Source organism: Nocardia bovistercoris, from assembly GCF_015674855.1.
Classification (GTDB): Bacteria; Actinomycetota; Actinomycetes; order Mycobacteriales; family Mycobacteriaceae; genus Nocardia; species Nocardia bovistercoris.
The window spans coordinates 1-12,097 of sequence record NZ_JADMLG010000035.1; the positions used below are offsets into that span (position 1 = coordinate 1).

Below are 12,097 nucleotides of genomic sequence, written 5' to 3' on the forward strand. Positions count from 1 at the left end.
CACCGCGGACGATACCGGCGTCCACGCCCTCGACCATCAACTCGCGCACGAGTTCGAGAAGATGGCGTTGCGCGTGCACGGCATGACCACCCTGGTGCAGCACGGGCGCCAGATCCCCGCCATGGTGGGAGAAGTCGATCATCGCGTAGGTCGACAGCACCTTGCTCAGCCGTCGCGTGATGTCTCCGTCACCGCCTGCGACGGCGCGCAACTGGTGGAGATGACCGCCGATCCGTCGCTCGTGCCATGCGTGGACGATCGATTCGACGTCGGGGAAGTACTTGTAGAGCGTGGCACGTCCGATGCCGGTGGCCTCCGCGACCTGCGTCATCGTCACCGAGGAGATCCCGTGCTCGGCGACCAGCCGCGCGGTCGCGTCCAGGAGCGCGTCACGCAATTCGTCATGAATAGAACGAAATGTTCACTCTTGATCATCGTCGATGCAAAGGCAGACTCGGATGATTCTCACCCAACGCTGGCGACGGCCTACGCTGTTGTCGCACATCGTGTCCTCGATCGGATGGATCGGCGCGGTCGCGCTCTATATCGCTCTGGCCGTCGTGGTGATCGCGAATCCGGAACCGTCGGTGGTGCGCGGGGCGTTGACCTCGATGCGGATCGCGGTCTGGTACGTGATCATTCCCTTCGCGGCACTGTCGTTGGTGACCGGTCTGGTCATCGGCCTCGGCACGGTCTGGGGACTCGTGCGCCACTACTGGGTGATCTTCAAGATCGTCTTGAATCTTCTCGGATTCACCGTCCTGGTCCTCTACACCGACTCGATCGATCACTACGCGGATCTGGCGCAGTCCGCCGCCGACTCCGATTCGGTGGAACAACTGCGCAACCCGACCCATCTCGTGCATTCGGTCGGCGGACTGGTGATCCTGCTCGCCGCGGCCGTGCTGTCGGTGTACAAGCCGAAGGGAATGACGCGCTACGGATACCGCTACGGCACGCCGCAACAGCGTCGCAGGCGCGTGGCGGTACCGGCTGCGTGAGGTCGACAACGCCCGGTGTGCGCGCAGACTTTCGCATCGCGCGGTACCGGGGACGGATGGGCGAGCGAGCCGTGAGGCGATGCTCACCCCGACAGTGAGGACGCGAAGAGAATGCCGATCATCGAGGCCCGTATCGCCACCGACACCCCCGGCCGCTATCTGCGGCAGTATGGATCTCCGACGGAGAGCAGTTGTCTGCCGAGCTGCCTGCAGCGACACAACGCAGCGTCGGTGACGCGCTGTCGGTGGCCGTCGTGTCGTCGCGATACGAACTTCTCGACCGCACAGTTCACCGAGATGCCGGCCGGATTCGACGTCGATGCTGGGATGCAGGTCCTCGATGCGTTCCAGAGGCTGCGCGAAGGTCTCGGCACGGGCCAGGGCCGGCGCGTCGTTGACGCCGTCGCCGACCATGGCCACCGTGTGGCCCGCGTCCTGGAGGGCTCGGACCTTCTCGCCCTTGTCCCGAGGTAGGACGCCGGCGAAGACCTCGTCGATGCCCAGGCGGGCGGCGACGGTGCGGGCGACGGGTTCCGCGTCGCCGGTGATCATGGCGACGTGGATTCCCCGTGCGTGCAAGGCGTGGATCGCCTGCGCCGATTCGGGACGGATCTCGTCGGCGAGCGCGAGCGCGCCCACGAGTTCACCGGCGCGCAGCACATGCAGGACCGTGGAGCCCTCATCGGCCCATTCGATCGATGCCGGTAGCGGGTCGAGTCCGTGGTCGGCGAGCATGCCGGGTCCGCCGACACTGATCTCGGCGCCGTCGATGGTAGCGGTGACACCGATGCCGTTGCGGGCGGTGAAACCGGTCGCGACGGGCACGGTCAGGCCGCGGTCGGCGGCGGCGGTGACGATGGCTCGACCCAGGGGGTGCTCACTGTCGGCTTCGGCGGCCGCCGCGAGCGCGAGGACTTCGTCGTCGCTGATCGCGTCGGCGGTCACCCCGGTCACGGTCGGTTCACCGCGGGTCAGCGTGCCGGTCTTGTCGAACAGCACCGCGTCGACGGTCCGCATCGCCTCGAGCGCGCGACGGTCGGTGATCAGGACACCGGCTTTCGCGGCACGTTCGGTGGCGATGGAGACGACCAGAGGAATCGCCAGGCCGAGCGCGTGCGGGCAGGCGATGACCAGCACGGTGATGGTGCGGGTGATCGCGGATTCCGGTGCACCCAGCAGCAGCCACGTCGTCGCGGTGAGGATCGCGGCGACCGACGCGAACCAGAACAGCCACCCGGCGGCGCGGTCGGCGAGAACCTGCGCGCGGGAGGTGGAGTTCTGGGCCTCGCTGACCAGACGGCGGATACCGGCCAGCGCGGTGTCCTCGCCGACGGCGGTCACGCGGACCCGCAGCGCGGAGTCGGTGGTCACGGTTCCGGCCACCACCCGGTCGCCGACGTCGCGGAGCACCGGGCGCGATTCGCTGGTGATCATGGACTCGTCGACGTCGGCGGTCCCGGACTCGACGACACCGTCCGCGGGCACCCGCCCGCCGGGGCGCACCACGACCAGGTCACCGCTGCGAAGTTCGGTGACGGCGATGGTGACGGTCGTACCGTCCTCGGCGAGGCGTTCGGCTTCGTCGGGCAGCAGCGCGGCCAGCGATTCCAGGGCACTGGATGCCTGTCCGAGGGACCGCATCTCGATCCAGTGTCCGAGCAGCATGATCACGATCAGCAGCGCCAACTCCCACCAGAAGTCCAGATCGTGGGCGAGCACACCCGTTGTGGCGCCCCACGAGGCGCCGAAGGCGACGGTGATCGCGAGGGTGATCAACAGCATCATTCCCGGCTGGCGCGCGCGGATCTCGTCCACCGCGCCGGTCAGGAACGGGCGACCACCCCAGAAGAACATCACGGTGCCGCCCAGAGGCGAGACCCAGGACAGGTTCTCGGACACGGTGTAGCCGATCAGATCGGCGAACATCATGTTCGCCGCTACCACGGGCACCGCCAGCGCCAGCATCACCCAGAACAGGCGGCGGAACTGCGCTACGTGATCGCCATGGCCGCCGTGGCCCGTGTGGTCGGTCCGGCGGTGGGCGTCGTGTATGTCGTGGTCGGTGGCGTGAGCGGGACTTTCTCCGGTCTGCGCGGGTGCCTCACCGTGATGGTGGCCCGGTGATGTGGTCGCGACGTGGTTTCCTCTCCAGCGCCGTCGCGGCGGGTCTCACGACAGTGGCCGGGTGTGGTGATGGCGGCGCTTCGCGGCCGGTGGGGGTGGATGCGGAGCCGGTACGCGCGGCCGAGGCACGGCGCCGGTCGGAGTCGGCGACGGTGCGGGAGGTGGACCTGGCCGCGGTTGCCGCTGTCGTGGATATCGGCGGTGTCGCGGTGCCGACCTGGACGTTCGGCGGCCGTATTCCGGGTGCGGAGATCCGGGTGAAGCGGGGTGAGGTGGTGCGGGCGCGATTCGACAACCGGCTGTCCGCGCCGTCGAGTGTGCACTGGCACGGGCCGGCTTTGCGGGCCGACATGGACGGGGTGCCGGGGTCGACGCAGATGCCCGTGGCGCCCGGTAGCGGTTTCACCTACGAATTCACCGCGGCGCACGCGGGCACGTATTGGTTCCATCCGCATGTGGGGGTGCAACTCGACCGTGGGTTGTATGCGCCGTTGGTCGTGGAGGACCCCGACGACGGCGCGGGTTACGACCTGGAGGGCGGTGGTCGTGCTCGACGACAGGAGCCACCCTAGCCGTGCCGCGGGAGAGCACGCTCCGGGCGAGGTCATCGGCGGTCTATCGCGCAACTCGAGTTGCGATGACGCGTGCCTCGACCTCATGCAATACAGATCGTTGCGCTCGATACAGAATGTATTGATAAGTGCTACTGCCGTCCAGGTCCGTAGGAGGGATTGTGTCTCCCTCCGACCCTGAACTCGCGCATGCCCGAGTAGACCGGGTGTCGATATCCAGGTCCGGACGCGACGGCTGCGAGTGCCCACGCCGGTCTCGGCCCGCGTGTGGCCGAACGGGTGTGCGCCGAACCCCGGCTCGGCGCACACCCGTTCGGGTCAGCGTGTGGCGAGCATCGCCTGCATCTGCGTGATCTCGGCCTGCTGATCATCGGCGATCTTCTGGGCCAGTGCCTTGGCGTCGGCGTTGGACCCCTGCGCCACCTCGGTGCGCGCCATCTCGATCGCACCCCGGTGGTGTTCGATCATCATCGTCAGCCACATGCGATCGAACTCCGCCCCGCCGGCCCCCTGCAACTGCGCCATCTGCCGCGAGGTCATCATCCCCGGCATGGCCGACTGATCCATTCCCGGCATCGGCCTCGACCCATGGTCCATTCCCGGCATCGCCGGGGTAGATGTCGTCGACACCGCGACACCCCACGCCCGCAACCATCCGGTCATGGTCGCGATCTCCGGTCCCTGTGCCTGCTGGATACGCGCAGCGAGATCGACCAATTGCTGATCGGTGCTCCGGCCGGGAACCATTTGCGCCATCTCCACGGCTTGGCTGTGATGAGGAATCATCTCCTGGGCGAACCGCACATCCGCGTCGTTGTGCGCACCCGCGACCGCTGACCCGCTCGGCGATACCGACGAACTCGTCGCCGCGGCGCCGGTCGTCATCGACGACGTGTCCTGCCCGCTGGAATCGTCGCTACAGCCGGTCAGTACCGCGGCGGTGGCCAGTACCGCCAGCGTCGCGGCGGCCGTTGTTTTCACGGTGATCATCAAAACTCCTGGAAACTCGATGTGGTGAAGGGGGGCGAAAGCAGACAGCGCCGCGACCCGCCGACAGACAGGCGGATCCGGCGGGCGTCGATCACACCCGCAACACACACAGCGAGGCCAAACGCCTCGACGTCGCAACCGGCGGTGGCCGAGCCACCGCCACCACCCCGGCTTCCGCTTCGACGCCCGCGCCCAGTTGAGACCACCGGTGCTCACCGAGTGCAAGCCAGATCAGCCCTAGTCCGACAGCCGCGAACAATACGGCCAGACACAAGTGCAGCAACGTATGTGCCGGACCGTGGCCTCCGTGGCCGAGCCCGTCCTCCTCGGGCGACACCATCGTGGTGCAGCACCGCATCACCGGCGCAGCGCCGACATCCGAGACGCCCGCGACTGGCGACGGCGCGATCGCTTCGACATGTTCGTGATGAGAAGGAGGATGAGATCGGGGGGCGGAGCCCGACAAATGATGCATGCCCGCGACAGCCATCACCACGATGACCAGCAGCAGCGAACGCATCAGCGTTCGGGCGAGTACAGGCCGCACAGTCACCAAACTAGCAGCGCCGCGAGCAGCCTCCCAGGGCTCGACGTCCGCCGTTCAATAGCAGCGACGCGGTCGAATGTGTGCCATCTGCGCGCCGACGAGCGGATGGGAGGATCGCTCGGCTCCTAGTTGGAGCTGAACGTGTACGCCGATCCTTACGTCCCGAATTCTCATGTGGTGTCGGTACGAACGATCGCAGCACTGCGGGAGGGATAGCGAGGGGCTCGGCCGCGGCCGGTACGGCCGATCTTCGAATCGGCGGCTCAGGAGCGTCCATGGCAGCAGCGGGTTTTCGTCGCCTACCTCGGCTGTAGATCACAATCGCCTAACGCTGCTGGTCAGGCGAAACTTTCAGGAGTACTTGACGGTTCGCCTGCGTTACTACCTGGCCGTGCTGTGACCGCAGGACGGCGGCCGCGAGCCCGTTCGGACACCGCCGCGGACGAACCGGGTGTCGGACACATTCTGCCGAACGCGCGTACCGACATCGGCCGTGACGAGCGATCGCTGACATTCCGATGACGAGCCGTAAGTGGCCACGCGGGACGGGGACTTGCTCGATGACGGCCGGCCCGATCCGGATCGGGTGCTACCTCGATGGGTCGCGACAGCGTCGCTGAACATCAGATGTAGGGGTCGGTGAGTTGGCGTAGCCGCGCCATCGTGTCGCGTAACTGCCGCATCCGCGCCTTGCCGAGATGGTCGGTCCATTCGTTTTCGATGGCGGCGGCGACAGTGTTGGCGTAGGCGGCCAGTTCGAGGCCGCGGTCGGTGAGGCGCACCAGTCGGGCTCGCGCGTCGTCGGGATCCGGCACGCGTCGCACGTAGCCCGCGCGGGTGAGTTGGTCGACGAGGAATCCCGCGGTCTGTTTGGTGACTTGCGCTTGTTCGGCGAGTTCGGTCAGTCGGCTGCCCGGCGGGGCGATCCGGGACGCTACCCGTCCCTGGGCGACGGTGATGTCGTCGTAGCCCGCTTCGGCCAGGGCGGCGTAGATCCGTTGCTCCATCGAGCGGTGAGCGATGAACATCGACAGCCCCACGTTCATCTCGTCCTCGGACATCCGGCCTCCTTCGCACACTTGACAGTAGTCAGATTAGCTGACCAAAATTAGTCAGATAATCTGACTAAATCGACTGGAAGGGGGCCTACGGTGGACCGCGAAACCAGCTGGGAGGCCATCGAGCGGCAGCGCCTGCTGATCGCCGATCTACTGGCGGGGTTGACGCCCGAGGAATGGGAGACGCCGTCGCTGTGCGCGGGATGGCGAGTCCGCGACGTCGCCGCCCACGTCGCTCTCACACCGCAGGTGATGCCCGTGCGCCGTCTGCTGGTCGCGGGGGTGCGGGCTCGCGGCGACTACAACCGCATGGTCCACCAACTGACCGTCGCCCACGCGAACCGCCCTGATGTCGACTTGGCCGAGCAGATTCGCGAGCACGCTTCCTCGCGGCGACTGCCCGCCCCGACCAACTACCGCAATATCCTTTTCGACGTCATCGTGCACGGCCAGGACATCGCGGTGCCCCTGCGCCGCTCGCTCGCCGTCGACCCGCAGGCAGCGGCGGCTGCCGCCACGCGGGCCGCGGGCATCGGGTGGCCGGTCTGGAACGCCCATCGCCTCGACGGCGTCCGCTTGCGTGCTACCGACGTCGAGTGGGACTTCGGTGCGGGACAAGAGATCCGAGGTCCGGTCATGGCGCTACTGCTGCTGATCACCGGACGTGTCGCACTTGTGCACCAACTGACCGGCGATGGTCTGGCGACGATGACCGACCGACTTGCCGTGCCTTGGCGGCAATCGCGGTCGCGTGCGCGGGATCGGGCTTCGATTCACGACACGAACCCGAATTCGTGGTGAGTCGATCTCCGTATCACGCTCGAGGAAGACCTGTTCCGCTGCCGAGTACCGGCGGATCACCATTTGAGGTCACCCGGAGAGGACCGAAGTCGATCCGCTCGCCTGCGGCAACCCGCGCCGCCGAGTCGGGACACGCGGCGGGATCGGCGAATACCCCGACTCTCCACCGCACAGCCCAACGTCACTGCTGGCCGGGACCGGACTCCGATCTCACATCAGAGCTCAACGGCTCCAGGTCGAGAAGTCAGCCGCGCGAGCGGGCGCGAACCACGATCCAGCACTGTGCCACGGCCGATCCCGGCCCTACGAAGCTTTACAGTCGGCACATGCACGAGGACGGACGGCTCGAACCGGCGAACCCGGCCGATCTACAATTGAGGCGTCGAAATGTCCCACCGGTCAGCGCCACGGGTCTCACAGGCATCAGCACGCCGACAGTCCGGTGGGGCGGCGTGATGTGGTGTGGTGAGGCTGATTCCGGCAACGATTTCGTGCGATGGTGTGCGGGGCGGGAAATTCTGGGAACCCCGGAATCATGACTCTTCCTTTCGATGACCCCAACGAGTTTCCGTTGTTCGCTCCGGTGAACGGTGCCGCTTCCACGCTCCCTGCGGTCGGAACCGCAGACAATTCGCAGGAAGCCGCCGAACGCCGTGGAGTTGGTGAGATGTCCGGCGTACGGTCCGACCTTTGTGACGGTCAGACCGTTCGGAAGACGATCGACCACGCTGGCCACCAGGGCGCTCGACATGACCGTATGCCGATTCTATCGTGTGAGGTACCGTGTCATCCGGATGCAAAACTCGGCTACTTCGTGTAGCTGAGTGTCGGTCAGGGCGAGAGGTCCGTCGGCGGTTCGTGCGTGTTCTTGGTGTATCTGGAGGATGCCTTGCCGATCCGCGTCGCGGACGGTGATCTCGATTAGTCCGTACGGTCTGCCATCGAAGAGCCACGCCGGTTGCGAGGTACCGTTCATCGCTTTCGTGGTCGGTCCGGGGGTCCAATTCGCACCGGAATCGTCCACCAGCGAGATGGAACCGCGTGCCACCATGTCCGGGCCTGTTTCCAAGGAGCACGCGCCGGAGCCGTATATCGCAGATTTGGGGTCGTCCGCTGGTCGGATGTCCACATCTTGCACGGCGAGGGTACCGGTGAAGAAATTTGACAGGGCGTCGCACATGTCTTGAACGGTGGCCACGGCAAAAACAGCAGATGTGGGTGTCGCAGTGACGGGGGCTTGCGTGAGGTCTGTGCACGCTGTCGACAACGCGGCTGCCAGCACGAAAATGGTTGCGCTCAGCCGCTTCTTGTTCACGAGGTCGACCTGGCTTTCCAGTCCGATCCGTCGCCGTCCAGCACGCTGGCGTCCGCGTAGTCGAGGTCGTACTTGTGGGGTTTTCCTTCGCTATCGACCCCGGTCGCTTCGACGTGGATGGATGGCCATTTGTTGAACGGCAGTCCTGATTGCGTGGCGACTTCTGCTGCGATGGTATTTCCCGCGATCATGTTGTTCTGAGCCATCGTCGCACACTCGCCGAAAGTATTAAATATTTTCGTCTGCATCGTCCCGACGGACTTCACGAGATCGTCGAGAACTAAAACTGCTGCGGGACCTTTTATCCAGATCCCTGCCATTTTTCCGGCGATTTCGTTCTTGAACTCCAGCAGGGCGGTAACCAGCTTCTTGTACAGATCCAGTATCGCTTTGGCTAGCGTTTCGAGCTGTACTGCAATCTTTTCACATAGGCCGGCTATTGAGACGAACGCTTCGTTCTGCAGTCCATAGACTATGAAGTAGCGTTCCGAGGCGACCCCCTCCCATTCGCTTCGAAGATTGGTCGTCTTGGCTACGCTACCCGCATCCGTGATCTTGTTGCGTATTTTTCGCCAGTCATCGGCTTTATCGATGAAAGTGATCGGGGTTTTGACACCGGTCTGGAACTCGTTCAGCTTGTTGAAGACGGAGGTAATGGTCTGCTCGATGGCGCGCTCGTGATCTTCGATCTTATCGATGACGTATTCGCTTGCCAGCATGCCAAGTCCCAGTGTGCTCACCGTGAGGGTGATTTCCCCAGTTCGTAGCAGGTTGATCAGCTTGGTGACATCGTTCTCGTATCCCGATGGGAGTAGTTCAAGATCCTTGGCAATCACGCGCATGGCATCGATCTGGCGGTCCAGATCCTCGCGTGCATCCAGTTCTGGTGCCATCGTTCTGGTCCTAACCGGAGCTGTTCAACTGCTGAGCGCGGGCTGCGTCCTCTTCGTCGTAGGTGTTCGCTGCGTGCAGCAGGATGCCAGCGATATCCTGGCATGCCTTGACCGCCTCTGCCAGTCGATCATTGACGTACCCGGGTGCCGGTTCGTACTTTTTCAGCGACAAGGCGAACACCCCGGCCTCGGTGGAAGTCATCTCGACCCCGCTGGTCATCCCCCGCGCTTCGCCGAGCCAGTAGGCTGCCTGATCCCATGCTGTGGCGGCATATCTCATGCGATCGGTCGACGCACTGAAATTGTCTGTCATACGATGTAACTCGCCTGTTCTTGCAAGAATTTGACGTGTCGATCGTGCTGGAACTCGAGGTCTTGGAGGGAATACCGCGAGTAGTCTCCCCATACCGTGAACCGAGGCCTCAGCGCTCGGATCTGATCAGCGCACCCGAGGATCTCCTCGACGATAGTGGGAGGGTTCACGGCTTCTGTCCAGGTCGCCGCGACGGCTATCGAGGTGACCCGGCTACGGTCTGCGGTCATCGACACTGCCGGTCCGCTCCCATGCATTATTCGGCTACTGACACCGTATCCAGGATTGGCGATCATTGTTTCGAGCTTGTATTGGTATTCGCTCCACCCGGATGTCTCCAGAAGAACCGAGAGTTGAGTCCGTCGGTCGGGTGCGCCGCAGTCCAAGTCGAAGCCACCGTCCGGCAGGAGCCGCCTCGTCGACAGAATCTGCTGATATTCCTGTAGCGAGGCCAGGTCGTACGCCTTGAGAAATTCCGTCTCGTACTCGTGGGGTCGAGCGGTCCGACTCCACTGACTGTCCACATCGATGCTGATCGGAATCAGTCCCCGGTCGACCCGCATCGAGATGAATGACGATCCTTGCAAGTTCCACGTGCTGATCAGGTGATCGAGTTCTGTCGTCGACCCGGCATCATCGGCGCTCGACTGTACGTGAGAGGGCCATCCCTCGCCGCCTCGCTGAGGGACCGAGGGCGGACCGCTGGGCGGGTTAGACGACGATTGTGATGGATTGCGGTCGGAGCGTCGACCTGACCGAGGAAGAGTTTGGGCTTCTGGGGACGAACTCATAGGTCCACAGGGGTGCGTGGTCCGGGGTCTGGTTCGCGACGGTTGGGTCAGAGGCTCTTCATCCCAGAATTCGTCAGGATCGTCGTAGTGGTTGTAGAACCCTCCTGCTGTCACACGCGCACCCTCTGACGACGCTCGGCACGAGGTTGTGGCAGCCTGGACGTCCGGTGAACTGGCATCTGGAACCCCTATCCCCTAGAGCGACCACTACGGCTCACGCCAAATCACTCTCGCCTTCCGCCCGAAGATTGTCAACTCGCACCCAACTGTGTCGACTTCGGCCGATTTTGCGTGCGTGCAGGACACGATCGAACGCCGAGTAGGTCGCTGCGGGGCGGTGTCGCAACTGTCAATCCGCGCGTCGGTCGATACCCAAACGTATAGCGAGCCGAGAACGCTTGTTGCTGCTCCCGTCACGCCCGGCATCACTCATTCTCACAGTGTGAAGCGGAAATCGCTGCGCCGGGTTTCGGGAATCGCTATGGCTCACCCTGGCCAGACCTGTAATTGGATCCGGTACTGCACGTCGCCGATCGGTTCCGGCACCGAGAACATCCCTCCGACAAGCGCCCAGCGGGCAACCTCGGGAAGTCCGCGCGCAAGGCCAGTGGTGCGCACGAAGGCACACCGCCATCCGCTACGCCACCTCGGTGCGGCAACTACGGCATCGCCATCGTCAAGACCGTCGACGCCGGGGCGAGGACGGGCTGAACGGCGCCAGCCGCGCCCTGGACGCGGTCACCGACGACGAGGTCGGTGCCGCGCTCGAAACCCTGTGGGACCCCAAACCCCGCACGCGGCCGCGGGACGTCGCCCACCACGAGTACGTGCTGGAGGAGGCGTACTGGGACGCTGGCACTGCCCGACTGCTGCCCCCGGCTCATCCACGACCGCACCCACCGGCGTCCCGGGCGCCTAGCAACTACCTGGGCGACCGGGACCTGTGCCTCACGTCCGCCTCGACGCTGTGCCGCTGGAACGCACGGTGCTGCTGCCCGCGGTATGTGGGCGGCACGGGCCTCGACACCCTGCGCGCCCAACTCGCGACGTGATCATGAGTAGTGACCGGCCGGGATCCGGCACCGACGCAGTGACACCCGGGGCTGACCGTAGACCGATCGAATTGCGCGTTGACCAGAACCCGTCTGCGCGACAAGGCACTGGGCTGTTCGGATGCGTGTTGTCGCTGACAGAAGCGAGTTGCGATCGATCCTCGAGCGAGCCACAGGTATCGACGGCAAGGAGCACGACCGCTATGCGACGATCCACTTCGTCCATGGCGTCATCGCCGCGCAACGAATGAGCATGTGGGTCGAGGACGACACCGTGATACTGGGCTCGTGGATCGGTGAACTCAAAAAGCGGTACAGCGCCTTCTACTCGAACACGGCAGCGGTTGAGGGACTGCTCGACTTGGCCGACCATGGTTGGAAGGTGCGAGCCAACCTCTACCTCGCCTACTTTCGCTGCCCGCCGCTTCAACGGTGGTACCCCAAAATGCTGCTGAGCGCAGAGGACTACGTCCACCGCTGGACGGGAGATCTGAGTCCAGCGGGCCGCAAATCGGTCAAGTCCAAATGTGTGGTGTAGCGGGGTGATCGCCGCGTGACCCTGTTCGGTCAGGCGGTCAGTGCTGGGGTGGTGTCCTCCTGTTCGGTGGGGTCGAGGGCGGCGCGTGAGCGGGTCAGGACG

General features: G+C 64.7%; 12 protein-coding genes and 1 pseudogene. 4 read left to right on the forward strand and 9 right to left on the reverse strand.

All coding sequences use genetic code 11. The features are described 5' to 3' along the window. Positions 1–397, reverse strand: a 397-nt coding sequence (locus tag IT779_RS36960; RefSeq protein ID WP_196154162.1) for a TetR/AcrR family transcriptional regulator, incomplete at its 3' end; no start/stop codon positions are given. Between the two features lie 970 nt (positions 398–1,367). After that, positions 1,368–2,966: pseudogene (locus tag IT779_RS36965) on the reverse strand (heavy metal translocating P-type ATPase); the annotation flags it as partial. A gap of 311 nt (positions 2,967–3,277) precedes the next feature. Here IT779_RS36965 and IT779_RS36970 point away from each other — a divergent pair. Then, entirely contained in the window at positions 3,278–3,697 is a 420-nt protein-coding gene (locus IT779_RS36970; RefSeq protein ID WP_332839139.1) for a multicopper oxidase domain-containing protein, read from the forward strand. A gap of 318 nt (positions 3,698–4,015) precedes the next feature. On the opposite strand, the gene IT779_RS36975 is transcribed toward IT779_RS36970, so the two are convergent. The 3 genes from IT779_RS36975 to IT779_RS36985 form a co-directional block, all read right to left on the reverse strand. Continuing rightward, entirely contained in the window at positions 4,016–4,687 is a 672-nt protein-coding gene (locus IT779_RS36975; protein ID WP_196154163.1) for a DUF305 domain-containing protein, read from the reverse strand. Between the two features lie 91 nt (positions 4,688–4,778). Then, positions 4,779–5,207, reverse strand: coding sequence for a hypothetical protein (locus IT779_RS36980; RefSeq protein ID WP_196154164.1), 429 nt, complete (start codon positions 5,205–5,207; stop codon positions 4,779–4,781). A 650-nt stretch (positions 5,208–5,857) separates the two neighbouring features. Next, a complete protein-coding gene (locus IT779_RS36985; RefSeq protein WP_196154165.1) occupies positions 5,858–6,295 on the reverse strand; it encodes a MarR family winged helix-turn-helix transcriptional regulator in 438 nt (145 codons plus the stop codon). Positions 6,296–6,385: 90 nt separating this feature from the next. On the opposite strand from IT779_RS36985, the gene IT779_RS36990 reads away from it, so the two are divergent. Continuing rightward, on the forward strand, positions 6,386–7,093 hold the full coding sequence (locus IT779_RS36990; protein WP_196154166.1) for a maleylpyruvate isomerase family mycothiol-dependent enzyme: 708 nt from the start codon (positions 6,386–6,388) through the stop codon (positions 7,091–7,093). 766 nt (positions 7,094–7,859) lie between these two features. Here the strand turns inward: IT779_RS36990 and IT779_RS36995 are convergent. Genes IT779_RS36995 through IT779_RS37010 form a run of 4 tightly spaced genes read right to left on the reverse strand, consistent with a single transcriptional unit; the run spans position 7,860 to position 10,177 of the window. After that, positions 7,860–8,408 carry a hypothetical protein gene (locus tag IT779_RS36995; protein WP_196154167.1) on the reverse strand — a complete coding sequence of 183 codons (549 nt, stop codon included), beginning with the start codon at positions 8,406–8,408 and terminating at the stop codon, positions 7,860–7,862. Beyond that, on the reverse strand, positions 8,405–9,301 hold the full coding sequence (locus IT779_RS37000; protein ID WP_196154168.1) for a hypothetical protein: 897 nt from the start codon (positions 9,299–9,301) through the stop codon (positions 8,405–8,407). The genes IT779_RS36995 and IT779_RS37000 overlap by 4 nt, the downstream gene beginning before the upstream one ends. A gap of 10 nt (positions 9,302–9,311) precedes the next feature. Then, positions 9,312–9,614 carry a type VII secretion target gene (locus IT779_RS37005; protein WP_196154169.1) on the reverse strand — a complete coding sequence of 101 codons (303 nt, stop codon included), beginning with the start codon at positions 9,612–9,614 and terminating at the stop codon, positions 9,312–9,314. Then, positions 9,611–10,177, reverse strand: coding sequence for a hypothetical protein (locus IT779_RS37010; protein ID WP_196154170.1), 567 nt, complete (start codon positions 10,175–10,177; stop codon positions 9,611–9,613). Before IT779_RS37010 ends, IT779_RS37005 begins: the two co-directional genes overlap by 4 nt. A 735-nt stretch (positions 10,178–10,912) precedes the next feature. On the opposite strand from IT779_RS37010, the gene IT779_RS37015 reads away from it, so the two are divergent. Continuing rightward, positions 10,913–11,116, forward strand: coding sequence for a hypothetical protein (locus IT779_RS37015; protein WP_196154171.1), 204 nt, complete (start codon positions 10,913–10,915; stop codon positions 11,114–11,116). Positions 11,117–11,578: 462 nt separating this feature from the next. Further along, positions 11,579–11,995, forward strand: a complete 417-nt coding sequence (locus tag IT779_RS37020; RefSeq protein ID WP_196154172.1) for a hypothetical protein — start codon at positions 11,579–11,581, stop codon at positions 11,993–11,995. The last annotated feature ends 102 nt before the right edge of the window (positions 11,996–12,097 follow it).